We start from the raw sequence: 25,128 nt of genomic DNA, 5'->3' as shown, positions 1-25,128 counted from the left end.
CAAGCGACTATCAAGCCTTCTGTTTAATGCGATACCTGAAAGTAAGAATACTATTGCTATCGTCATTAACGAGCTTGAGTTGACGGTGTAAGCGCCAACGGCTAATGCCAAACCGAATTTCTCCGGAATGAGCATTAGTACTTTGGGATTGATTTCATAGTGACCTCCTTATGAAAGAGGGCACCAGGCCGAGGGCATGGTGCCCTCGGTTAGGGTTGAAAAACTTTCGAGCCCAACGTGGGGTTCGTAAGTTGAGGTTGTAGTCTAAGTCTGATGGTGTTTTAGATAAAGCACTAATAGGAAATCCAGATACTTTACTGTATAGAAACTTTACATCTTCGTCTTCGTCATTCAAGATTGGGGTGGATGTTTAGTTGGGATTTGTATGTCCACAGAAAAGTACGAAGTCTTATTGCGCATGAGAGCCATTGAGCTGCTGGCCTACTGGGAGGGCCGATTGGTTACCAATCGCCTGATGTCTTGGTTCGGCATTAGTCGCCAGCAAGCATCTGCAGATATTAGGCGTTACGTAGACAGCTACAATCCTGGGGCGCTGGTGCATTCTCCGGCAGTGAAGTCATACATACCTTCAGATACCTTTACGCCGATTCTGACGACTGGGCACATCAATGAGTATCTCGACCTATTGGTGGCATTTGGAGACCGGAGTGAATCCTCCGTTTTTCAATCGGAGTCGATGTTTGTTTCCGTGCAGATACCTGATCGGGCTGTGAAGCCTGAAGTTGTTCGGGAGTTACTGAAGGCATGCAGAACTCGCACTTCATTAAGAATTTCTTACGCTTCCATGAGTAATCCTTCCCCGCATGAGCGATTGATAAGCCCTCACAGCCTTGTTTGCTCTGGCTATCGTTGGCATGTCCGCGCGTATTGCCATACCCGAAGAGATTTCAGGGATTTTCTGCTTTCGAGGATGTGGAGCGTTCCGGTACATTCAAGTGTTGAGTCGCCACCTATTGCTAACGATACGGACTGGTTTACGGAGGTGGAGGTGTCTGCAATTCCTAACCCTTGTCTTGATGATGCGCAGAAACGTCTTATTGAAATGGATTACTGCATGACCGACGGAGTTCTGCGCATTCGCTCGAAGATTGCTCTTCTTCACTACACGCTTCAGCGCTATCAAATTGGAGTGCGGAATGAAGATCGGGCGGATGCCAAGAGTTTTCCGATAATACTCGATAACGATAGTCGCTGTAAGGTTGATAAATCTCTGTTTTGCGGGGCTGCTTTTGACTGATTTTCACTATGACAGCGATTTGATCGGTGGCTCGTTATTGGTACGCGAGAGCCGTTTAATCGCCGAGCTGTTGTTGGATGGGGTAGACCAGTCAGGTTGGGATGCAGCCATAAAATTGCACAATGTTCTTCAAAAAAGAACGGTTGCATCTGCAGTTCGGACTGCTCAAACCATTAGGAAACGATTGGAGAGGCTTGAGCCTGTCTTTTTTCGTGCTCTTTTGCATGGAGATGATGAGCTATCTCGTCAGGTGGCGTTTATTGCTGCTCTCGAACGTAATCTTCTTTTGGTTGAGTTTATGGAGACCGTTGTTCGTGATGCATACAAAACGCGAATGGAATCACTCAGCCAATATCAGTGGCAGGACTTCCTTGATGAGCGCTCGTTTCGTGACGCTGCTATTCATGATTGGAAGGAATCGTCACGAAAGAAAATGGGCCAGGTAGTCTTCCGAATGCTAGCCGAAGTTGGGTATATGAAGAGTACCAGAAGTTGTGTTTTGCAGAACGTACTTGTTAGGCCAGAAGTGAGAGTCATGTTGGAAGATACTGGCAGATTTAGAATTCAGAGATGCATGGACATCTCGATATAAAGAACAGGAATTGATTATGGATCAGTATCTTCAAGGGCGACTGAATCAGATTCAGGAAAAAATAATCTCCCCGGAGTTCTTGTCTGGGCAAGGGCTTGGCAATGAGATCGGCTTCTGGATATTCGACTATGCGCCAGAAGATGAGTTGAGTGTGAGGGAGCATGTTGCGTTTGTTTCTTCCATGATCGAGAAAAAGTATTCAAACCTCTCTATGGTCAACATCAACCTTCTAGAATGTCTTGTTGAATATCTTGGTGATAGAAACTTCCTGGATAAGGCTGTTCAGATGCAGCGGGAGAAGGGTGATGATGCGGTCTTGAAGGCTCTGCGAGGCCCTCTTCATATGGATAAGTTTGCCCCCTATGTGGTTGATAAATACTCAGCATTTTCTCGTGACATTGTATTCATTACCGGAGTCGGTTCAGTGTGGCCCTTGCTACGCGCTCACAACTTGCTGAACAGTCTTCACTCATTGCTCGGGCATAAACCTGTCGTTCTCTTTTATCCCGGAGAATACAATGGTCAAACAATGAGTTTATTTGGGCGAATTCCAAGTAATAACTACTACCGTGCATTTAAACTGGTTCCATAACGGTACGGAAACCTTTTTTTCTAAGGATTTTTAAATGGCAATTAAAGATATTTTCTTCAAACAGCTTGATCGTCCAATTAACGGCGTCGTTAAGGCTGACCAAGATGATGATGCTACGGTCTATCAGGAGCTGGATGAGTATGTAGTGACTAATGAGCTGGAGAAGCATTTTCGTGATTTCTTCCAGTCCTATGGCACCGATCTCAATGACCCTTCCATCGCTAACCGGGTGGGGGTGTGGATTTCTGGTTTCTTCGGTTCTGGTAAATCGCACTTCTTGAAGACCTTATCCTATATTCTGGCCAACAAGGTGGCGCGGGATTCAGGGGGTAACGAACGCAGCGCAGTAGAGTTTTTTGATGAACATAAGATCCGCGATGCCTTTATCCGCGCAGATATTGATAAGGCCGTAAGCGGTCATGCCGATGTCATTTTGTTTAACATTGACAGTAAGGCCAGTTCAAACGATGACGGCAATCCCATCCTCAACGTCTTCCTGCGAGTTTTCAATGAGCACCAGGGCTTTAGCGGTGATCACCCGCACATCGCGCACATGGAACGCCATTTGGCACAGAAAGGTGCCTATGAGACCTTCAAGGCTGCTTTTGAAGAATCCAGCGGTCTCTCATGGACTGAAGAGCGTGACGGATATCAGTTCTATCAGGATGACGTAGAGAAGGCCATATCCAAGGCATTGAACCTGTCACCAGATGCTGCCCATAAATGGTTTGAAGAATCCGAAGAGACGTTCAGCGTCTCCGTCGAAAACTTCTGTCACTGGGTCAAAGAGTACCTGGACGGTAAAGATCCGAAACACAGGATACTGTTCCTGGTGGATGAAGTTGGTCAGTTTATTGGCAGTAATACCCGCCTGATGCTGACCTTGCAAACCATCACGGAAAACCTGGGCACCATCTGTAAGGGGCGTGCCTGGATTATAGTAACCTCTCAGGCCGATATGGACGCGGTATTGGGTGAACTGTCATCTTCCAAAGCCAACGATTTTTCCAAGATTGCCGGTCGCTTCAAGACCCGGTTGTCGCTATCCAGCTCGAACACTGATGAGGTTATCCAGAAGCGCTTGCTGCGTAAGACTCCAGAAGCAGCGGACATGCTCAAGTCCGTCTTCGACCAGAAAGGCGATATTCTAAAGAACCAAATTACCTTCGATCGCTCCGGGCCTACGCTCAAAAACTTTGATGGTCCAGATAGCTTCGTCAATAACTATCCGTTTGCGCCTTACCACTTCCAGTTGGTACAGAAGGTTTTTGAGGAGATCCGTAAAGTCGGGGCCACCGGGGCGCACCTGGCTTACGGTGAACGGTCTATGCTGGACGCCTTCCAAATGGCCGCCAGCTCCATCGCCAAGGAAGAGGTTGGGGCTCTGGTACCCATGCACCGTTTCTATAGTGCCGTTGAAGGCTTTTTGGATACAGCCGTCAAACGCACCATCGATCAGGCCGGTGAAAATGCCACGCTGGACAGTTTCGATGTTCAGATGCTCCGCACCTTGTTCATGATCCGCTATGTAGACCTGATCAAAGGAACGCTCGATAACCTGGTCACCCTGTCGATTGAGAAAATCGACGATGACAAGCTGGCGCTACGCAAACGTATCGAGGAGAGCCTTCAGCGTCTGGAAAAGGAAAGCCTGATCACTCGTAATGGTGATGAGTTCCTGTTCCTGACCAACGAAGAGCGGGACATTACTCAGAAGATTAAGGCTACTGACGTTGCCAGCTCGGAAGAAAACAAAGAACTGAGCAACCTGATTTTCAAAGACCTTCTGCGAGATACCAATAAATACCGGCATCAGCCCAACAAGATGGACTACAGCATTGGCCGGTACCTGGATGGGCATACCCTGGACGGCAAGTATGACTCTGATCTGAAAGTGGAAGTGGTGTCACCGCTGGACACTGATTACAGCCAATACTCTGAGGCTGGCTGCATCAACAAAAGCGCAGAGGGCGAAGGTCAAATCCTTATTAAGCTGGGCGATGATAAACAGTTTTTCAGTGAACTCCGCACCTGGCTGAAGACCAACAAGTTTATTCGTCTGAACGACGACGGTACCCAGGCGGACATTACCCGTATCTTGGCTGATCGTGGTCGGGAGAACCAGGAGCGTAAAAAGCGCCTGCGTGCCCGGATGGAAGACATGCTGTTGAAAGCGGAGGTCTACGCTCTTGGTCAGCATCTTTCTCTATCTTCATCCAATGCACTTACCAAGCTTGATGAGGCCTGCCGCTACCTGCTGGAGAATACTTACACCAAGCTGAGCTATATCAAGGTCTACCAGCAAGACCCCTGGCGCGAGCTTAATGCCGTTCTGACTGTCGATGATATTGGACAAATGGGCCTGTCATTGGAAGGTGAAGAGGGCAACCCAAAGGCAACCCGCGATGTTGAGCAATACATCGGGCTTAGGGCGACCGGGACCGAGCGTATCCTGCTTTCAGACATTGTTGAGCGATTCGCAAAGCGTCCATATGGCTGGCCAGATGCTGAGATTTTGTTGATTGTTGGCCGTTTGGCTGCGGCTGGCCGGATCTCGTTCCAGCTTGGGGGTGGAACGCTGCCTGTCAGGGAAGCGCTGGAGCCTCTCCAGAATACACGCCGTCGTCGCGAAGTCTCAATTATCAAAAAACGCCAAACGGATGAAGCAGTGCTGAAGCAGGCGCGTAACCTGACTCAAGACCTGTTCTCTTCGATGGGACCGGCCACCGAGAAAGAGTTGTTTGAGTTTTACATCCAGCACTTCAGCAAGTGGCTGGCCAATCTCAAATCCTACAAAAGCAAAACCGATGTGGGCCGTTTTCCAGGGAAAGCAGTGATTGAGCAGTCAATCCTTCTTCTTACGCGCTTGCTTAGCAACGATGATAGCTTCGATTTCTTCAAGCAGGTCGTGGATAAGAAGGATGATTACCTCGATCTGGAGGAGGATTACCGGGACATCCACGAATTCTTCAGTAACCAGATCCACACCTGGCAGCAGCTTCAGCAGGCACTTCGTCACTTTGATAAGAACCGTCAGGCGTTGGAGAAGGACGCGGAAGCCAGTAAGGCTTTGTCGGAACTGCAATCTATCGAATCAGCAGATGCGCCTTACGGGATGTTGCACAAGGTCGCTTCTCTGGTCAGCGCAGTAGAAACCGTCAACGAACGTCTGCTAACTGAAAAGCGAACCCATGCCATTGAGCGAGTGGACGACAAAATCAAACAGCTTGAAGGTGAGATCGCCAAGAGTGGTATTGGCTCACCTGAGCTGAGCAACCGGCTACTTCGTCCACTACAACTGGTGAAAGCAGATTTAGAGACGGAGACCAGTATTGCCGGTATCTACATGCTGCAAACCGAAACAGCCACTGAACGCTTTGATGATGGCCTGTATGAGCTTGAACGAGCGGTCCAGGCAGAGATTGAGCGCCGCGCCAAGGCAGAAGAGGCAGCGAAAGCCAAGCAAGCTGACCCAGCCGGCGCTGATACGTCCACACCGGTCCCGGAGACAAAGCCAGAACCACCCGTTGCTAAGCCTAAACCTGTTGTCGAGGTGAATGTGTCCAGCGTCTACAACAAGACCTGTGAAGGCGTGTACTTGGAAACTGAAGAATCCATCGACCAGTTTGTGGAAGCCCTCAAAGCTGAGTTGAAGAGCATTGTTCGCAATGAAAAGCGCGTGCGTATTCGCTAAGGAAGTAATCATATGAACACAAACAACGTAAAAAAATACGCACCCAAAGCCCGGAAAGCCTTCATTGAGGCCATGAGCAAACAGGCGGCGAAATATGGGATTACCAGCAAGAAAGTCGAGCCAGCGGAGCAGAAGGGCGACCTGGTTCTGATTGGTGATAGACCGTTTCCGGCTTCGGTTATCAAACCTCGTGAACGCTTGGTAAAGCGCATTGAGCAGCAAGGCTTCGACCAGGTAATGGAGCATGTGGCCTATAGCTGGTTTAACCGTCTATGCGCAATTCGCTACATGGAACGCAAAGGGTTCCTTGACCACGGGCGTCGGGTATTGAGCGCGGCTGACGGCAGTGCCGGTGTGCCCCAAATACTGGAAGAGTGTTTGGATGTCGAGTTGCCCGGTCTGGACCAGGCCAAGGTTAGAGAGCTGAAGCTTGATGGCACCAAAGACGAAGAGCTTTACCGTGAGCTGTTACTGGCCCAGTGCCATGCCTTGCACCAAGCAATGCCATTTCTGTTTGAGGCAGTAGCAGATGAATCCGAGTTGTTATTGCCAGAGAACCTAACAAAGACAGACTCACTGATTCGTGAATTAGTGGCCAGTATTCCCGATGAAGACTGGGACCATATCGAGATTATTGGTTGGCTTTACCAGTTCTACATTTCTGAGAAAAAAGATCAGGTGATTGGCAAGGTAGTTAAGAACGAAGATATTCCAGCCGCGACACAGCTATTTACGCCTAACTGGATCGTTCAGTACATGGTTCAGAACACTGTGGGTCGCCAGTGGCTTCAGACGTATCCCGATTCTCCGCTCAAGGAGAAGATGCCATACTACATTGAACCTGCCGAGCAAACCTCGGAAGTGCAAGCGCGCCTTTCTGAAATTACTCCTTCTCAGATTACACCAGAGTCAACGAAAGTACTTGATAGCGGGTGTGGGTCCGGTCACATTTTGATTGAGGCCTACAAAGTATTAAAGGCTATTTACGAAGAGCGAGGTTACCGAACTCGCGATATTCCTCAACTCATTCTCGAAAACAATCTCTTCGGCCTGGATATTGATGACCGTGCCGGACAATTGGCTGGATTCGCATTGATGATGCTAGCGAGAGAGGATGATCGACGAATCTTCAGTCGTAATATAAGACTCAATGTTTTGTCGTTACAGGAAAGCACTAATGTGAATCTGCCGTCTCTATGGCGGTCATTGAACTTGACCGGAGACTGGCAGAGTGGAGCCTCGCAAGGACTATTTGAAGAAGATCAACAGGATCTTAGTGCTTTTGCGGCAGACAACCGCTATCAGTTGCTTCAGAAAACTTTAGCGCAATTCAAACAGGCCAAGACCTTCGGCTCCTTGATTGACGTTCCGCATGATGATTGCGAGGAGTTGAAGGAAATTTTCGTCACTCTACGCGAACTGGATAGTTCAGGCGACTCGATGCAAAGGGCGGCAGCAAGCCAATTGCTTCCATATGTCCATCAGGCCTTATTGTTAGCGCAAAAATACGAAACAGTTGTGGCAAATCCTCCTTATATGGGCAGCAAGTACCAGTCTCCAGATATAAAGAAGGAATTAAAAGCTAGGTTCTCTGGTTATGAGAAGGATTTGTTTTCGGCCTTTATCATAAGAAATCTGCAACTAGCTAAGGATCATGGGCAGCTTGGCTTTATGACACCATTTGTTTGGATGTTTATTTCAAGCTACGAACAGTTACGAAGCAAATTGATTGATGACGAGGTTATCTCGACGCTAATACAGCTTGAATATTCGGGGTTTGATGGGGCGACGGTTCCTATTTGTACGTTTACCTTAACAAAAGGACATGTTCCAGACTATACAGGTTCTTATATCCGTCTTTCAGATTTTCGTGGCGCAGCGAATCAGGGGCCAAAAACTCTGGAGGCAATAGCTAATCCTGAATGTGGCTGGTTTTATGAGGCTAAGCCAGATGATTTCAAAAAGATTCCGGGGAGTCCTATTGCTTATTGGCTACCTTATGAAGCTTTGAGGGCGCTTGACAGAACGGTTTTACTTGGTGAGATAGCGTCTCCTAGAAAGGGCATGTGTACGAGAGATAATGATCACTTCATAAGAGGCTGGTCGGAAGTTTCTGTTTCCAACATCGGCTTTGATATTGTTGGTAGGGAAGAGTCTAAGTTATCTAAAAAGCGTTGGTTTCCATATCAAAAAGGAGGTGAGTTTAGGCAGTGGTATGGTAATCACTTTAGTGTTGTTGACTGGGAAAATGATGGATATCGATTGCTTAATATGGAGAGCCTGGGGTGGGCGGGAGGCTCCACAAATCACAACTTAGATTTCATATTTGGCCCTGCAATAGTTTGGTCAAAAATAACTTCATCTATTCCTAACTTCAGATACTCGCCTATGGGGTTTCTATATGATGATGCATCAGGGATGTGTCACGTTACAAAAGGCTCAGACTTAAATAGCATTCTTGCGTTCTTATGCAGTAAAGTTGGGCAGTTTTACATGGGGGTGCTAAACCCTACTCTAAATATTCAGCCTGGAAATATGGCCTCGATGCCATATCTGGAGATGGGTGAAAAGGTTGACAAAGATGTGGACGAAATTGTTTCAATTTGCAGAAATGATTGGGACGAGTTTGAAATATCTTGGGATTTTGTAAGGTCTCCTCTTGTATCCACTTCTGGAAAATTAGGGGATGCATACTCATTTGTGCGAAAAATCTGGCGAGAGAGAACTGCTCGACTAAAAGAGTTAGAGGAGATTATTAACGATAAGTTCATCTTAGAATATGGGCTTCAGAATGTATTGTCTCCAGAGATCTCGATTGAGCGAGTATCGTTAAATTGTAATCCTGCCTATAGGTTTGGTTCTGATAAATCTGAAATGGATGCTGAAAATATTTTACAAAGCTCAACGGTCTATGAGTTAGCCTCTTATTCAATAGGCTGCATGATGGGCCGTTACTCCCTTGATCGAGAGAGCCTTGTCTATGCGCGTTCTGGCAACGAAGGCTTCTCTGATTTAGTTTCAGAGGGTGCTTACAAAACCTTCCCCGCAGACGATGATGGAATTATCCCGTTAACAGACCAGGAATGGTTCCCTGACGACGCAACCAATCGCTTCCGAGATTTCGTCAAAGTCATTTGGGGTGAAGAGCATCTTCATGAAAACCTCGACTTTGTAGCAGAGTCCCTCTGTCTACACGCTATCAAACCTAAGAAATCTGAGTCGTCGATGGACACGATTCGTAGGTACCTATCTACCCAGTTTTATAAAGACCACCTGAAGACTTACAAAAAACGTCCTATCTACTGGCTGTTCAGCTCTGGTAAGCAAAAGGCTTTCGAGTGCCTAGTCTATCTGCACCGGTATAATGAAGGTACGCTGGCGCGTATGCGTACTGAGTATGTCATTCCACTGACGGCGAAGATGGCGGCCTATGCTCAAAAGCTGGAGAACGACAAAGAAGCCAGTGGATCGGCAGCGGAGGTGAAGCGGCTTGAAAAAGAAATTGCCCAACTCCACAAGCAGCAGGCTGAGCTGAGTGAGTTCGATGAGAAGTTGCGCCATTATGCTGACCAGAGAATAAGCTTGGATCTGGATGATGGCGTAAAGGCCAACTACGGCAAATTTGGTGATTTGCTGGCCGAAGTGAAAGCCATTACCGGCGAGGCTCCGGAGGCTCTGTCATGAATCTGAACCAGCTTCGTGAGGGCCTTGAGCAGGCCTTCTACAAAGAGAATCATCGTCTGGTGTTCTGGTATGACCCGGAGCAGTCATTTGTGGATGAGCTACCGTCCCTATCTCTCGTGGACGTGCAGATCCTCAACATGGCCAATGAATCAGCATTGGGTACCAAGCTCAAATTGGAGTTGGAAGATAAGGCCGGTAAATATCTCCTGTACTTCCCATTTGCCGAACCAGATGTAGAAAGAGACTGGTTGCTCGACATCAAGTTGTACTCCAGATGCTTCTACGCCGATCGCTTCTCAATCATCTTCAATGAGCTTGGACTGCACCAGCAAAGTTTGAGAGAGCACCTTGCCATGCGAGACAAATTCCTTGCCAGTAAAGCAAGGCTGACGGCTCTACAACGCTATGTTCAACCTGACTTTGATGAGTCTGATCTGGACATGGCCATGATCGCTTCTGTGGTGAAGGCGGAAAGCTGTGATCTCCCGCATGTGATCCTGGCGCTTGCTGAAGAAACAGTTGCGGATGACCTTGGACTGGAGGCCAATCCAGCTTCTCTCAACGAACTTGAAAAGTACGACTTAATCCCGGCATTGGTAGCTGCGCTTCAGTCCGAAATTGGTTACCCGGCTACGGTAGAGGAGTTGAAGGGTGAAGCCCAATTCAAGCTGGGACATTTCTTCATCCGGCTGCTGGTTACCGGCTTCTGCGAAAGCGTCGGTGATGTACCCGGCTGGGCTCAAGAATTGGTCATGTCTTCGGCCAGCTCCCGTGCGACGGCCAGAGCATTGCTTTCACGCTGGCGAGACAGCTCACGCTATTACAAAGCGTTCGATGCCGTGTCCGGGTGGGTGGCGATCGCGCTGCGCATCAAAGACAAGATGGGCATATTCGATACTGACCAACTCAGCGATGTGGTTACCTTTGAGGCTGTGGAACAGAAGATCATTGTCGATCTGGCCGTGGCAATCCCCCAGGCTCCCAAGGGGGAGTTGGAGCGTTTCCGCGCAATGATAGTGTCGCGCCTGGACGGTTACTGGGCTTCCAAGCATAAAGACGACACGACGCGCCGGAAGTACCGCACTGTTTACACCGCATTGCAGGCTGCTATCGACCTGTTCAGCCTACGTATTCAGCATGATAGCGGATTCCACTTTGAGTCGAGTGAAGCGCTATACAAGGCTTATGAACAAGACCTGTACCGCTTCGATATGGCCTACCGTCATTACTGTGAAGCGTCCCAGCGTGCTCATGTTGAGATCCTGAAGAAGCTCGATGACGAAGTGGAGAATTGCTACGCCTACTGGTACATCGACAACCTGGCGAAGAACTGGGGTGACCGCATCGAGGCGGAGCAACGTCTCTCTCAGTGGCGCTTTTCTGGAATACCCAATCAGCAGGACTTCTTTCAGGGGCTGGTGAAACCGTTGTTTTCCAAGGCTACAAAGCGCCGGGTTGTGGTCATTATCAGTGATGCCTTCCGCTATGAGGCGGCAGTTGAGCTTCGCGATCGAATCAACAACAAGCGCTACTCTGAAGCTACCCTGTCTTCCCAACTTGGTGTCGTCCCAAGTTATACGACATTGGGAATGGCCTCCCTCTTGCCTCATAAAATCCTTGAGTACCGTGAAACGGCGTCAGATGACGTGTTTGTGGATGGACAATCCAGTAAGGGCACAGCGGCAAGAACCAAGATCCTTGCAGCTCATGGCGGTCTGGCCGTGACAGCAGAAACCGTCAAGGCCTGGTCGCGTGATGAAGGCCGAGAAGCCCTCAAAGATCAAGAGCTGGTCTATGTCTACCACAATGTGGTGGATGCCCGAGGCGATAGCTCATCGACGGAATCAGAAACCTTCATGGCCGTTGAACACGCCATCGAGGAGTTGACCGAGTTGAGCCGCAAGATCCTGATGCACTTCAACACATCGACGGTGCTCATCACGGCAGATCACGGGTTCTTATTCCAGCAAAGTAAGCTTGAGGCTGCCGATCGCTCGTCTCTGGCTGAAAAGCCAACCAATGCCCTGAAGAACAAAAAGCGTTATGTGGTGGGCTTTGGTCTGCCAGACACCAAAGAAGCGTGGAAGGGCTCAACCAAAGCAACAGCCGGAACAGCTTCAGATACGGATTTCTGGGTACCGAAAGGTGCTAACCGATTCCATTTCGTGGGCGGTTCACGTTTTGTCCACGGTGGGGTTATGCCACAAGAGATTGTCGTGCCGGTATTGACCGTCAAACAGCTTCGTGGCGAAAAGGCTGAGAAGCGTACCAAGCGAAAAGTAGGGGTCATTTCCACCAAGTCCACCCTGAAAATGGTGAACAACATCCAGAAGTTCGACCTGATACAGACCGAAGTGGTCAGTGATTTGGTTACGCCGGTCACGGTGTCAGTGGCCATCTATGACGGTGATAGCAAGATCTCCAGTGAAGAGACGGTGACCTTTGACTGCGCAACCGATTCAGTCGCAGAGCGGGTCAAGCAAGTACGACTCTCACTGTCTGGGACGGACTTCGATCGGAAGAAGGATTACTTCCTGGTGCTCAAGGACAAGGACCTGAATACCGAGATGGAGCGCTATAAGGTCACCATCGACCTGGCGTTTACCGATGACTTCTTTTAACCACGATTTGACGATAGAGCGTGCCGAGTATGGAATCCGCTAACGATAAAGAATTAGATCAACTGCTGAATGAGCACTTTGCGGGTCGTGTGGTTCGCAAGGATCTCACCAAGCTCATTAAAGAAGGGGCGAATGTTCCTGTCTATGTGCTCGAATACCTGCTTGGCATGTACTGCGCGTCTGATGATCCAGACATCATTGAGCAAGGGCTAAACAACGTCAAAACGGTGTTGGCTGAGAATTACGTGCGCCCGGATGAGGCTGAGAAGGTTAAGTCCCTGGTGAAGGAGCGCGGAACCTATAAGGTCATCGACCGGGTTACCGTGAAGCTGAATGAACGCAAGGATAAATATGAGGCCTCCTTCAGCAATCTGGGCATCAAGGATGCTGAAATTTCCTCTGGTATCGTCAAAGAGTACGAGAAGCTTCTGGTGGGTGGTATCTGGGTCATTGCCACTTTGAGTTATTACCACGAGGAAGGGCAGAGCGGTTCGCCTTTTGGAGTAACACTGCTCAAGCCAATCCAGATGCCGAACATGAATATGGACGAGCTCTTCCAGGGGAGAGCTGCTTTGACAACGGACCAGTGGCGCGAGTGTTTGATACGGTCGGTCGGCATGGAGCCAGCGGCATTGGGTGTCGATGTGCAATGGCACATTCTGGCCCGGATGATTCCATTCGTTGATAACAACTACAACGTCTGTGAGTTGGGTCCACGCGGGACAGGTAAAAGCCATATTTACAAGGAATGCTCCCCTAACAGCATTTTGGTGTCTGGCGGCCAAACGACCGTGGCCAACCTGTTTTACAACATGAGTTCACGCCGAATTGGTCTGGTCGGGCTTTGGGACTTGGTTGCCTTCGATGAGGTGGCCGGGATCTCCTTCAAGGACAAAGATGGTGTCCAGATCATGAAGGACTATATGGCCTCTGGTTCCTTTGCCCGAGGCCGTGAACAGATGGAAGCTTCCGCCTCTATGGTGTTTGTGGGCAACATCAACCAGAGTGTTGAGTCCTTAGTGAAAACAAGTCATCTGCTGGCACCATTTCCGGATGCCATGATCGACTCCGCTTTCTTTGACCGTTTCCATGCCTACATACCAGGCTGGGAAATCCCCAAAATGCGCCCAGAATTTTTCACCAACCGTTACGGATTGATTGTTGACTACCTGGCAGAGTTCTATCGGGAGATGCGCAAACGCAGCTTCGCTGGTGCGTTTGAAAAATACTTCAAGCTTGGCAATAACCTAAATCAAAGGGATGTTATTGCAGTCCGGAAAACGGTGTCTGGTTTGCTGAAGCTCCTCTATCCTCATGGCCAATACAGCAAAGGCGATGTGTGTGAATGCCTAGAGTACGCGTTACAGGTTCGTCGCAGGGTTAAGGAACAACTGAAAAAGATCGGTGGTATGGAATTCTACGATGTGCATTTCAGCTATATCGATAACGAGACACTGGAGGAGCACTTTGTAACCCTTACAGAACAGGGGGGCGGTAAACTGATTCCCGAGGGGAGCAGCAAGCCCGGCGTGATTCACCTGATCGGTATCAGTGCTAAAGAGTCTCCCAGCCTGTATCGCATTGAGCTGCAGGTAACCAAGGGCTCGGGCAAGCTTGCTATGTCGGGGTTATGGAATAGCAGCAGCCTGAAAGAGCAGGTAAAAATGTCGTTCGATTACTTCAAAGCGAACGCTCCCCGCATTTCCGGATCCGCTAGGGTGTTGGAGCACGACTTCCATCTGCATTTGGTTGACCTTCAGAACAGCGGACCGGTACAGTCTTTGGCGCTGCCCTGTCTCGTGGCCTTTGCTTCAGGCTTACTGAACCGTCCCGCCCAGTCGCAGTCAGTCGTTTTGGGTGAGATGAGTTTGGGTGGTAGCGTAAACCCCGTAGAACGATTAGCTGAGTGCTTACAGGTGGCATTTGATGGTGGTGGTAAAAAAGTTGCCCTGCCCATCACCAGTGCGGCAGATATTCCTACCGTGCCCGGTGAGCTGTTCACCCGCTTTCAGACCAGTTTTTATGCAGACCCAGTGGATGCAGTGTTCAAAGCGTTAGGGGTGGATTGATGCCTATTTTTGAACTTCGCAATGATGTAATCAAACGTCTTCAAAAGACGACGTTTTCTGATCAGGGAATCAGAGAGCGCCAGGACATTCAACGATTGCTACGGGATCAGATCGATATCATCTCTGACGACACCATGGTAATCGCTGAAGAGTTTGGTGACTGGGATTCAAGCCGCAGACGCATTGACCTGCTTGGCATCGATAAACAAGCCAACCTTGTTGTCATTGAGCTCAAACGTACTGAGGATGGAGGTTATATGGAACTTCAGTCAGTACGTTACAGCGCAATGATTTCGACTATGACCTTTGATCAGGTCGTTGATGCGCATCGGGATTATCTCCGGAAGCTGAACGTCGATGAGGATGCCTATACACGTATTCTGGATTTTCTGGGATGGAGCGAACCTGATCATGATGCCTTTGCACAGGATGTAAGAATTGTATTGGCTTCTGCTGAATTTTCTAAGGAACTGACCAGCTCAGTGCTTTGGCTTAACGAGAAAGGGATTGATATTCGCTGCGTCAAAATGGAGCCTTTTTCAGACGGAAACAGGATATTTCTTGATATTCAACAAGTAATACCGCTGCCAGAGACAGAACAGTTTCAGGTTCAGGTTCGTCAGAAAAAGCTTCGCGAGCAGGAATCAAGAAAGTCATCAAGAGACTTTTCAAAATTTATTCTACATACCAATGAAAAAATCATCCAAGGGCTTAGTAAACGTTTGCTTGTTTTGGAGGTTGTCAGGGCAGCAATTAAGGTTGGGGCCACGCCCGAAGATATTATGCTGAATGTTGAAGGGCGTCAGTCGAATATGTTCATAAGTTTCGACGGGAATTTGGATGAAATTTCATTCCGTGAAAGGGTTATGGAGACGGACTCCGGTGGTCAGGTACCGAGAGATAAGCGATTCTTTTGTAATGATGATGAGTTGTTTCGGTTAAATAATAAAACTTATGCCTTGTCAAACCAATGGGGCGTGGACACCATTAACACCGTTAATAAGATTGCCGATCATTATAGGTCGGCCGAAATTAGCTTTAGTGTTGAATAACATTAAATATTCAAAATAGAGCAAGGAGCTTTTGATGGATTATATTGTTGAAGGACTTTTTTATGAGGCACATGGTTTAAAGTTCAGAAAGTTTCTGGATATCAAACATGTTGACTGTCATCTAAAAAATCCAGATGTTATGGTGGTTATGATGAATCCAGGCTCCTCCCATCCTATTGATGGTATTGATAACAATTCAATTCCAACTAAAGCTTGCCCGGATAGCACTCAGTTTCAGATTATGAAAGTGATGAAGAATGCAGGTCTCCAGTATTGCCGTATTATCAATTTATCAGACCTCCGGACTCCATCTTCTGGCGACCTTTACCGATTTATCCACTCTGACGTTGGTAAAAAAATAGATCATTCTATTTTCAGCTCAACCAGGGAGCAGGAGCTTGATGCTTTGTTAATCCGGGGTGTTCCTGTTGTATATGCCTGGGGGGTTAATGATGCACTTAAAGATTTGGCAAGGTCAGCCATTAACAGGCTGAATGTCAAAAACCCTGCTGGTATAAAGAAGCAAGCCAGTGACTGTGCTTATTATCATGCACTGCCGAGAATTCATTCCAAGCAGCTTGAATGGGTCGATACGGTTTCAAGCCAGCTTAAGATGAGCTCTGATACTGGAAATCTCTGACAAAATTTCCAGATTCAATCACGCACCACCGGAAAACTCGCATCGCCCCAGAGTGTTTCCGGATGGTCCATCATAATGGTCACGATGGCCGGAACCAGTTTGCTCAGGAAGGCCACGCAGTCGCGCATCTGATCGCGGTTGACGCTGCTGTTCCAGGTTGCACCGCCATGCACGATCTGATTCCGCAGGGTATAAATCCGGCTGAGCACAATGCTGAGCACCGTGACGGTATCGCGTCCGCCGAGTGCGACCTGAGCTGCCCAGTTGGCACTGGCGAACTGTTCCTGCCACTGCTGTTCGGTTAATTGGCCTTTCTGATAATCCCAGAATGCCGGAAATACATAGCGGTTGTTCAGCAGTATCCGGATGCTGCCGGAGAATTCATTCCAGGTAATGGACTCCAGTAAGCGGGTGTTATCCAGTGCATCCAGCTTTTTCAGAAATTGGATAAAGGTGTCGCGTTCAGGAGTGCCTTTGCTGATGTCGGTTGCGTAGGCGGCGTTAAAGGCGATCCACAGAAAGATGAATTGTGCGTCGGCATCCTCACTGTCTTCTGCCCGCTGCAACCAGCTCAGCGCCCGATGCACACGCAGACTCAGGTTCTCGTGAAAATCTTCACGCTCATTGCGATGGCGTTGTTTCAGTTCGGCGTAACTCATCATCGGGTGCTTCCTTGGCGTGTCGCAGATTTGCAGTGCCGAAACATATCACAAACACTGTGCGGTGGAAGTATCGGAATGCGCCCGTATCCGAGGCTGCTGGAGTTAAGATAACAAGAATAATTCCTGTTACCGGCGCTTAAAACGAGTGAAAGCCTGTAGCGTGCCCGGCCACTGATTGGCCGGGAATTTCAGTGTTTACAGGAGCATCCTCATGCAATGGCACAACTGGCTTACTTCGCCATCTCATCCCACCAAACAGAATTCCGCAGTGGATTCCGCTTTACCCACCATCCTGGTGTCACGCGTCCTGGCTGCCCGGCTGATTCTGGCAGCAGCCGATGCAATGGCATTGATGTCGTATACGTTGCCCGCGAATTGGCAAGCGGAACTTGGGCTTCGCGATGACAGCGAGCAAACGGAGATACTGCAGGCTTTGCGGAAGTGGCTTGCGGAGCCTGCCTTACAGGATGCCTTGCAACATTGTCCGGAGCTGTGGGTAAGCCGGACCATTGCCACGCGATTGGAACTGAACAGCACTCAGGAGGTGATGGTGCTGCTGGGGTGGCTGGTTCAGAGCGATCACGCATTTTTTGAGATTCTCGACAATATCCGCGTGCGTAACCTGACTGATGGCATTGCGTTTATTGGCCGCTGCGTGAATCGCCCGCGCGCGGAATATGCGTTTGTCGTGGATGAAACTAATGAACTGTGGTCGTTTTTACTGCTGGAACGTAACGCCAAAGCGCAAACACTGGCCGGTTGTGTTCTGCCCGATCAGTTGCTCCGGCGTTTGTACAGACGTTGTCAGATGGATGGCGTAAGCACCGATGTTATTCATCAGGAAATCGACCGTGAAATCGCGCGCTCAATCGGTTCGTTCCGTGCGTTGAACATGCCCAGGCAGCAATTTGCCTATGTGCCGGATCTGAACGGTTTGCAGACGTACCTTCAGCAATGCCTTGAACGGAAATTGCCGGGGCGGAATATTCTGATTTTTGGCCCTTCCGGCAGCGGTAAAACATCGCTTGTGAGCAGTCTGGCTTCCTGGCTGAATATCCGGGCATTATTTATTAATGCCACGAATGCCGATGGCGACAGTGTGGATGAAGAGGTTCGTTTGGGACGGTTGGAGCTGGCTCAGCGACTCTTCCGCAAGCAACAACGGACCATTCTGGTGATGGATGATGCCAGCATGGCGATCTGGCATGCGAGTAAACAAACACCGGAGTGCTGGAATACGCGTTACTTCAATGACGACAATATTCCGTGCATCTGGATATCCGACTCCATGACGCTGGGTAATGCGGAATTTATTCAGCGTATGAATTACGTAGTTCTTCTGGAAGACGAACACCAGGACGCGATACTGGCGGCGCATAAGGTTAGATTGAATGCGTTACCGGTGACGCTACCGTACCGTCAGTGGCTTGCTCGCTTTAAGTGGCTGTCTCCGTTGTTGATTAAACGGCTGGAGGAGTTTTCTCTTACGCTGAGTCCCGATAAGCCGCGCCACAACGAGCATAAAATCAGCCAGTACCTTTATCAGAGCATCAGCCTTAATGGCATTGCATTAGCCCCGGATGATTATTTACCCGGCTATCTGAACCCTGAGAAGGCTGTGACCGGTGCTTACCACATGCCGGAATATGAGGTTCGCTGGCTGAACGCCAGCCTGGACATCACAAAAGTTTTATCCAACCTGGAACAATCTCCATCGTCTTCGCTGTGCCTGTATGGTCAATCTGGCACCGGTAAATCGGCATTTGCCGATAAGGTGGCGCAGGTAACCGGAAAGGAGATCATCCGGCTGACGGGATCAGACCTGTTGTCGCGCTTTGTAGGTGCTACCGAAGAAAAGATTGCCGCCAACTTTTCCGCTGCGCAAAGAAAGGGGGCGATTCTTGTTCTGGATGAGGTCGATAGCTTGTTAATCAGCCGTGATATTTCCGATCGTAAAAGCTGGGAAATCAGCCAGGTGAACGAGATGCTCATGGCGATCGAGCGGTTCCGGGGCATTCTGATTGTGACCAGTAATCGCTTCGAGCACATGGACAGTGCCATGTCACGGCGCTTTGATATAAAAATTCACTTCGACTGGATGAGCAGTAAACAACTGCGGTCGTTGATGGAAGCCATTCTGATTATGAATAAGAAATCGCGAGAAATTCAACGGCTGAGTGGAATTCCCGATTCCATGCTGAGCAGTATCCGTACAAGCCCTGGCAAGGTAAAAGGCGCATTACGAGGCATGGCGCTTATGAGTACACCCTTGACGGCCCGTTCTTTACTGGCTGCGGTTACGGAAGCGTCGCGTCTGGATATTCAGCCGGTACGGCGTCCGATTGGATTTGTACCGGCGATGGATGTAATCAACAATTGATGAACGGGACGTGCCCATAGTTTTCTATGGGCACACGTATGCTCAGTTGATCGTGCCAGGTTTGAAACGTTCCCGCAGAAGGTTGCCTATCGACATATCGCCCTCCCAGCGGGATACGGAGACTTCAGGCAGCAGCATCCGACGTTTTCCCCAGTTGAGTACACGAGTATCCTCACCTTTGTGGCCAATCGTATTCAGATTTGAGCTGTTAAATGACGGGTTGTGAGACTGCAGAATAATGCGTTCTGCAAGGTCGATTTGCCGGCGCCATTCTTCAACCGGAACTGCTTCTTCGAAGTGCAGTCTGCCAACATAAATAGTGGCTTCGGAGGCAGTCCATAATTGCCAGTTATGCGCTGGTAATCGTGCAGAAAAGGTTTGCTCCTGCGCTTTGCCAAGATACAGCAGTGCATCATTACCGTACATGATGTGCTGGCCGTAATATTGGTAAAGACCATAATCCTGACTGCCGTTCAGTCTGAATGCTTCTTCTACGGTATAAGGACCTTCCCATACGATGTGTATTGTTTTCATAGCATCTCCATGCGCATGTTTAATGATGGGCCGTAACTATCCGGCCATTTTTACAGAATTTAAAACTGGGTATTCATTATGAATTCTATTGGTATATTCTGGCTCTACAAAGACACTGTCTTTGGTCATGCATCTTCCATTCAGAATGGTTTTCAGGGTGTCGCGGGCCTGGTCGATGCTCATGAAACTCATGTTGAATGCTGGGATAACAATCAGTCATTCCGCCATATTTTTCCCGAGCTTGCTCACTGCGAGTATCAGGATATTCCCCGTGGGCGGGTGTTGTACCAGACACAGACGCGTAAGTTCCTGGTTTATCTGGATCGCTCGCTGATGAATCCGGCTAACAAGGCATTAATCGCAGCATTTTTTGGCTTCAAGGTTGCTCAGGCTGACTGGAAGGCGGATCTTCATTACACCACCGACACCGACACACTCCGTCATTTATTTTCCCCGGATTAACGTTCTGCAGGGGCATTGGCTACACCAAAGGGTACATGCACCATGGCCAGTTTCTCGGCCGTAGGCGTCAGGTGCCCCAGCTGATCATCGAAAAATACATGCGGTTTCATGACTTCCAGAATGCGCCGCTTTTCCATGCCGCCCAGGAAGAAGGTTTCATTCGGTGTAACGCCCATACTTTCCAGTGTGGTAATCATGCGCTCATGAGCCGGTGCGCTGCGGGCGGTAATAATGGCGGTACGCAGAATGCGCTGATAATCCGGTTCATGCTCAGCCCGTGTATTTTCCAGCGCCTGCAGGCCGGCTAACTTGAGGAATAAGTCTGCCAGAAGGCCAGGTTTATGCGGTTCACTCAGACGCGATTGCTCGTGCTGATAAAACTGGTCCAGTCCGCTTTGTTTAAATACGGCTTCGGATTCATCGTCGGCAATGATGCCGTCGAAGTCGAACGCCACGCGCAATTCATCATCCTGCTCGTCATCCTGCATTCCGGACGCCAGCAGCAGCCCACCGGGAAAACCGTTCTTCACGGCCAGGGTCACATCGCCGGGGTTGGCCGACAAAAAGAGTGAGGCATTAAAGGCTTTGATGTAGGTAATCGGCGATGAACCACTGACAAAAGCGGCGCGGCTGATGCCAAGACCATACTGCTCAATCGAGCGGAACACACGCTTGCCGGTTTCGGGCGAGTTGCGCGATAACAGTACGACTTCGACCGGCTGAAGATCCGGGAAACGCTGATTAAATGACAGAAAGCGGCGGATAAACGGAAAGGCCACGCCTTTAGCCAGCACAGTGTTCAGGTGCTGATGCTGAAATTCCCGATAGGCGGATGCTCCGTGTTCACGGAAAACCTGATCGGACTCACTCAGATCGAACAAGGCGCTGGAAGAAACAGCGATCACTAACTTTTTATCAATGGGGTAGGCCATACGCGCTTCGCTCCTGAAACAGCGATCCTAGTGTACTGTGGTGTGCGACAAGTTGTGTCGCACACCACAGGCTTGTACTTATTTATCTTTGAAGTGCCCCATCCACTGCTTCAACAACAGTACGATGGGCAGACCGATCAACACCATCAGAACAACCTGCATTTCCAGGCTCATATCGAAGCTCATGTATCTTCTCCTTTTGTGTGCCATGCGATTATTGCACTACCCGTAATTGTGTCCAGCTTGTGGTGTAGCCCGGCGACAGATGATTCCGGTTCATCGCCCAGGCTTTGCCAGTGCCCTGACTGGCGAAGAATACTTTCCCTCTCTGCTGTTGATTAATGCGGTCGACCACCTGCATTAATCTTGCGCTGTTTGGGCTGATCACCTGCTGGGTAAACAGATCCGGCTGCACCACTCCACGGTCGTAAAAGTCGCTGAGGGTAATGCCTGCTTTGGCGTAGCGGTAGCCGTCTTTCCAGATGGCTTGCAGCAATCTCCCTGCTGCGTTCAGTAACACCCGCGTATCATCAGTGGGGTAATCCAACCGAAGGCTGGCGCTGTTGCTGTAGCGCGGGTCGTTGGGGTTAAACAACCCGGTGCGAATATAAACGCTGATCAGTTGGCATTGCTGTTGTTCATGGCGCAGCTTTTCGGCCGCACGGGCGACGTAGCTGCTGATGGCTTCGTGCATGTCCGCATAACGAGTGACCCGTTGCCCAAAACTGCGGCTGCACAAAATCTGCTGCTTGGTGGGTATTATGTCTTCCAATGCCAGGCAGCTTTCGCCGTTCAGCTCGCGCACGGTACGCTCCAGCACCACCGAGAACTTTTGCCGGATGTCTTTTGGATTCTGGCTGGCCAGATCCAGAGCGGTGGTAATGCCCATGGCGTTCAGGCGTTCGCTGAGTTTGCGTCCCACGCCCCAGACTTCACTCACTGGCATTAAGCTCAGCAGTTTCTTCTGCCGAATCGGATCGGTTAAATCGACCACGCCACGAGTAGCCGGATATTGCTTGGCGGCATGGTTCGCCAGCTTGGCCAGGGTTTTACTGGGTGCGATCCCCACGCACACGGTCATGCCGATGTGCTGTTGTATTGTCGCCCGCACCTGCAGACCGAATTCAGTCAGATCCACGGCATTAGCCACACCGGTTAAATCCAGAAAGGCTTCATCAATGGAATACACCTCCACCGCCGGCGCCAGCGCTTCGAGGGTTTGCATCACCCGGTTGGAGATATCCCCATACAACGCATAGTTGGAGGAGAACACCTGCACACCGTGCTGCTGTATCTGCTCCTGAATTTTGTGCACCGGTACGCCCATTTTAATGCCAAGGGCTTTGGCTTCTTTCGAGCGCGCCACCACGCAGCCGTCGTTGTTCGACAGCACCACCACCGGTGCATGGCGCAGATCGGGCCGGAACAGTTTTTCACAGCTGGCGTAGAAGTTGTTGCAGTCCACCAGAGCAAATACCGGACGCATGGTTATCCTGCCTGCTGGCGCAGCTGTTCGCGCTCAACGGCATAACCCAGCGCCTGAAAGTAGCGACTGAAGGCATCGTTAATGCGTTGCCGGTGTTCACCCTGCGGATACAGACCGGCCTTGGCATCATCCGAAAAACGGGTGCCCCGCACCAGAAAGCGGTTATCCGGACCGCAGTCCTCCACAAAGGCTTCAAAGGCACGGGCGCACAGTTCTTCGGGCAATGCGTAGTAGCGGATGCCGTTTTGCTTGTCGACGCGGCGGGAGTTGATCACTAAGGGGCTGTCGGTACCGTCATCGTTCAGGGCAATGGTGCGGAAGGCGTGCTGCAACAGCTCGTTCAACCGATGTTCAATTGGCGGAAAGCTCTTAGCCCAGCCAGTTGAGGCAAGGGGGTGCCGACCGGCTTGCGGCTCTGGCAGATAGGCTTTGTCACCCATGTAATGATCAAAACCATGAAACCACTCATGCGCGAGGCTGCCTGCACCGGCATTTTTAGCCAGTGCGAGTTGTCGGGTTGCCGGAATGTAATGCGCCGCCACACCGGGCTGACCACCGATACCGTATTGCAAGCCCAGCTGACCGCGCAAAGAAATGACCGCTTCCGGTACGCGCAACGTCTGCATCAAATCAACCAACGCCTGATAAAACTGCTCAGCTGCCCGGTCGCGTTCGGCACGGGTAACCCAACGGCCAATCTCAATGCTGCGGAAGCCGAAGCGACGGCGTACTTCCACAAACGACGGCGGTGATGGCTGCAGCTGCAACATCAGCCATGGCCCCGCTTCAGGGAGCGCACCACGTTGGTGACGACACCGAAGATCTCCAGCACCATGCCTTCCGTAATCACCAGCGGCGGATACGCCGGATTGCAGGCCAACAGCCGCACAGGTTCAGGCTTCAGGTGGAGCTGCTTCACAGTCATTTCCCGTTCCAAGCTGGCAATCACAATGTCACCATGCCGGGCCGTTAGCGAGCGATCCACCACCAGAATATCGTTGGGATAGATGCCGGCACCGGTCATAGACTCGCCTTCCACCCGCACAAAGAACGTGGCCGCCGGATGGCTGATGCACAGCTCATTTAGATCGAGGGTTTGTTCAATGTAGTCCTGCGCTGGATTCCCATATGAACTCATTCTGCCCATATCTTGTCAGCTCTCGGTAGAAATTGAGGCGCTACTGAGTTCCTCCAGCGCCAAGTCGATATAGTCGCGGAGGAGGGCGCTCAATTCAGTAGGACTCCTGCCGTGTCTGAGTTCGATAGCAATGTCCTTGAGATTGGACCGTAGCGATTCAACGGCAAGCTTTGCTTTAATCAGGTCTAAGGTACTTCCAAACCTCGCCACTTCCTCGAAAGCCAAGTGAATATACGGTTCAAGACTACTGATCGAAGTATGCCCCGTGTACTCTTGAACCTTTCTCTTGAGGGTCTCACCATCCAGGAGAGCACGCCGAAAATCGTCCCCATTTTCGAATTCATGTTGCTCAATCAAAGCCACAAAAAGCTTGGTAATGAATCTATGCCGGAACATGTGTGCGCAGGCTTGCTCTTCGATCTTGGCAGCCTTGGCAAGCAGCAGTAGTTCATTCGTCAGCGTCTCGGTAGCGAGCCTTAGTCCACTACTTTCCGAAATCAGCAGATAGCCCAAGTCACTAGCGCTACCGATGGTCTTCTTAATGATCCGGTGTCGGAACTTTTCGATGAAATTTACGATCAATTCAAGGTCCATTTTGGAAACCGGCAAGTATCTGTACTCTTCCCTTCCTCCCGAGCGCTTGGCGGTGAAGACCTTGAGAACAGGCTCTTGCTTCATCTTCCTCGCGTTATAGATGTCTTCGACTCTGATGTTCGCGATCTCAACTCGCCTTGCCCCAGTAATCTCCAAAAGCTTGACCAGAATGAAACGCCGTCTTCTCTGATAGGTCGTCGTGCTCACATCCGGAATCACTTCGATCAGTTTTGCGATATTTGTAGAATTGATAGGTAAGCGCCGTGTTGGAGGCTCGGGGTTAGGAAAGGAATGGTGATGCCAATAGGTACGGACTATCTGCTTTCTCTGACCAGCCAGCTTGAACTCCTTCGTCTCAGCCCTGATCGTTCCTGCGGCGCCGACGAACGACGGTTCTAGATAGAGTTCTCCAACGAATCCTAAAAAGCCGAGGCAGGTTCTCCCTATGTTTGCCACATGGGCTGCTCTCCGTTTTCTCTGCTCTGGTTTTCGTGGATCCATTTCTCCTTGGAGCGTTCTGATGAATAGTGAAAAGCGAGAATCAGTCAACCCTATGAATGAGTAGTTGTTGTTAAAGCAAAAGCGAATAAGGTGTGAAAGAAGCTTGGCATATTGAGTAAGTGTCCCACCGCCTTCCTTACGGGAAAGTCCACGCTCAAAACAGTGCAGCATATATAGGTTCGCCTCGGTGCACGGCCTGCCATCGGGCCAACAGAGAAGCGGAATGTTATCAGCTCT

At 49.9% G+C, this 25,128-nt stretch carries 18 protein-coding genes; 11 read left to right on the top strand and 7 right to left on the bottom strand.

Translation table 11 applies throughout. The annotated features are described in order from the left end of the window. Nucleotides 1-385: 385 nt before the first annotated feature. Genes I9W95_RS17510 through I9W95_RS17470 form a run of 9 tightly spaced genes read left to right on the top strand, consistent with a single transcriptional unit; the run spans nt 386 to nt 16,202 of the window. The gene (locus tag I9W95_RS17510) at nt 386-1,258 is read left to right on the top strand and encodes a helix-turn-helix transcriptional regulator (protein WP_225677260.1); all 873 of its coding nucleotides are present in this window, start codon (nt 386-388) and stop codon (nt 1,256-1,258) included. Then, on the top strand, nt 1,251-1,850 hold the full coding sequence (locus I9W95_RS17505) for a DUF1819 family protein (RefSeq protein ID WP_225677258.1): 600 nt from the start codon (nt 1,251-1,253) through the stop codon (nt 1,848-1,850). The genes I9W95_RS17510 and I9W95_RS17505 overlap by 8 nt, the downstream gene beginning before the upstream one ends. Nucleotides 1,851-1,866: 16 nt before the next feature. Then, nucleotides 1,867-2,442: a DUF1788 domain-containing protein gene (locus I9W95_RS17500; RefSeq protein WP_225677256.1), complete on the top strand. Its 576-nt coding sequence runs from the start codon at nt 1,867-1,869 to the stop codon at nt 2,440-2,442. A gap of 34 nt (nt 2,443-2,476) precedes the next feature. Then, on the top strand, nt 2,477-6,136 hold the full coding sequence (brxC, locus tag I9W95_RS17495; protein ID WP_225677254.1) for a BREX system P-loop protein BrxC: 3,660 nt from the start codon (nt 2,477-2,479) through the stop codon (nt 6,134-6,136). A 12-nt stretch (nt 6,137-6,148) separates the two neighbouring features. Next, the gene (pglX, locus tag I9W95_RS17490; protein ID WP_225677252.1) at nt 6,149-9,820 is read left to right on the top strand and encodes a BREX-1 system adenine-specific DNA-methyltransferase PglX; all 3,672 of its coding nucleotides are present in this window, start codon (nt 6,149-6,151) and stop codon (nt 9,818-9,820) included. Next, nucleotides 9,817-12,441: a BREX-1 system phosphatase PglZ type A gene (gene pglZ / locus I9W95_RS17485; protein WP_225677250.1), complete on the top strand. Its 2,625-nt coding sequence runs from the start codon at nt 9,817-9,819 to the stop codon at nt 12,439-12,441. The genes pglX and pglZ overlap by 4 nt, the downstream gene beginning before the upstream one ends. A 29-nt stretch (nt 12,442-12,470) precedes the next feature. Then, nucleotides 12,471-14,510, top strand: coding sequence for a protease Lon-related BREX system protein BrxL (gene brxL / locus I9W95_RS17480; RefSeq protein ID WP_225677248.1), 2,040 nt, complete (start codon nt 12,471-12,473; stop codon nt 14,508-14,510). Continuing rightward, nucleotides 14,510-15,562 carry a PDDEXK family nuclease gene (locus tag I9W95_RS17475; RefSeq protein WP_225677246.1) on the top strand — a complete coding sequence of 351 codons (1,053 nt, stop codon included), beginning with the start codon at nt 14,510-14,512 and terminating at the stop codon, nt 15,560-15,562. The genes brxL and I9W95_RS17475 overlap by 1 nt, the downstream gene beginning before the upstream one ends. A gap of 34 nt (nt 15,563-15,596) precedes the next feature. Then, on the top strand, nt 15,597-16,202 hold the full coding sequence (locus tag I9W95_RS17470; protein ID WP_225677244.1) for a DUF1643 domain-containing protein: 606 nt from the start codon (nt 15,597-15,599) through the stop codon (nt 16,200-16,202). Between the two features lie 14 nt (nt 16,203-16,216). Here I9W95_RS17470 and I9W95_RS17465 read toward each other — a convergent pair whose 3' ends face one another. After that, a complete protein-coding gene (locus I9W95_RS17465) occupies nt 16,217-16,864 on the bottom strand; it encodes a HEPN domain-containing protein (protein WP_225677243.1) in 648 nt (215 codons plus the stop codon). A gap of 211 nt (nt 16,865-17,075) precedes the next feature. Between I9W95_RS17465 and I9W95_RS17460 the strand changes: the two genes are divergently transcribed. Then, the gene (locus tag I9W95_RS17460) at nt 17,076-19,244 is read left to right on the top strand and encodes an AAA family ATPase (protein ID WP_225677241.1); all 2,169 of its coding nucleotides are present in this window, start codon (nt 17,076-17,078) and stop codon (nt 19,242-19,244) included. 42 nt (nt 19,245-19,286) lie between these two features. Here the strand turns inward: I9W95_RS17460 and I9W95_RS17455 are convergent, their stop codons facing one another. Continuing rightward, nucleotides 19,287-19,778 (bottom strand): hypothetical protein, encoded by a 492-nt coding sequence (locus tag I9W95_RS17455; RefSeq protein WP_225677239.1) that lies wholly within the window; start codon nt 19,776-19,778, stop codon nt 19,287-19,289. 78 nt (nt 19,779-19,856) lie between these two features. On the opposite strand from I9W95_RS17455, the gene I9W95_RS17450 reads away from it, so the two are divergent. Beyond that, complete coding sequence (locus I9W95_RS17450) at nt 19,857-20,240, top strand: hypothetical protein (protein ID WP_225677237.1); 384 nt, start codon at nt 19,857-19,859, stop codon at nt 20,238-20,240. On the opposite strand, the gene I9W95_RS17445 is transcribed toward I9W95_RS17450, so the two are convergent. From I9W95_RS17445 to I9W95_RS17425, 5 genes are all read right to left on the bottom strand, one after another. Continuing rightward, nucleotides 20,237-21,172 carry a 5'-nucleotidase gene (locus tag I9W95_RS17445; protein ID WP_225677236.1) on the bottom strand — a complete coding sequence of 312 codons (936 nt, stop codon included), beginning with the start codon at nt 21,170-21,172 and terminating at the stop codon, nt 20,237-20,239. The two genes, I9W95_RS17450 and I9W95_RS17445, sit on opposite strands and share 4 nt — an antisense overlap. Nucleotides 21,173-21,386: 214 nt before the next feature. Continuing rightward, nucleotides 21,387-22,658 (bottom strand): translesion error-prone DNA polymerase V subunit UmuC, encoded by a 1,272-nt coding sequence (gene umuC / locus I9W95_RS17440; protein WP_225677234.1) that lies wholly within the window; start codon nt 22,656-22,658, stop codon nt 21,387-21,389. 2 nt (nt 22,659-22,660) lie between these two features. After that, nucleotides 22,661-23,428, bottom strand: coding sequence for a CLCA_X family protein (locus I9W95_RS17435; protein ID WP_225677232.1), 768 nt, complete (start codon nt 23,426-23,428; stop codon nt 22,661-22,663). Next, the gene (locus tag I9W95_RS17430; protein WP_451923600.1) at nt 23,428-23,796 is read right to left on the bottom strand and encodes a LexA family protein; all 369 of its coding nucleotides are present in this window, start codon (nt 23,794-23,796) and stop codon (nt 23,428-23,430) included. Before I9W95_RS17430 ends, I9W95_RS17435 begins: the two co-directional genes overlap by 1 nt. A gap of 15 nt (nt 23,797-23,811) precedes the next feature. Next, nucleotides 23,812-25,062: a site-specific integrase gene (locus I9W95_RS17425; protein ID WP_225677228.1), complete on the bottom strand. Its 1,251-nt coding sequence runs from the start codon at nt 25,060-25,062 to the stop codon at nt 23,812-23,814. Between the last annotated feature and the right edge of the window lie 66 nt (nt 25,063-25,128).

The sequence above is a fragment of the Thalassolituus marinus genome (genome assembly GCF_020320395.1).
Classification (GTDB): Bacteria; Pseudomonadota; Gammaproteobacteria; order Pseudomonadales; family Oceanobacteraceae; genus Venatoribacter; species Venatoribacter marinus.
The sequence above is the reverse complement of the archived record's forward strand: the minus strand, read 5'-3'. Positions and strand labels throughout refer to the sequence as shown.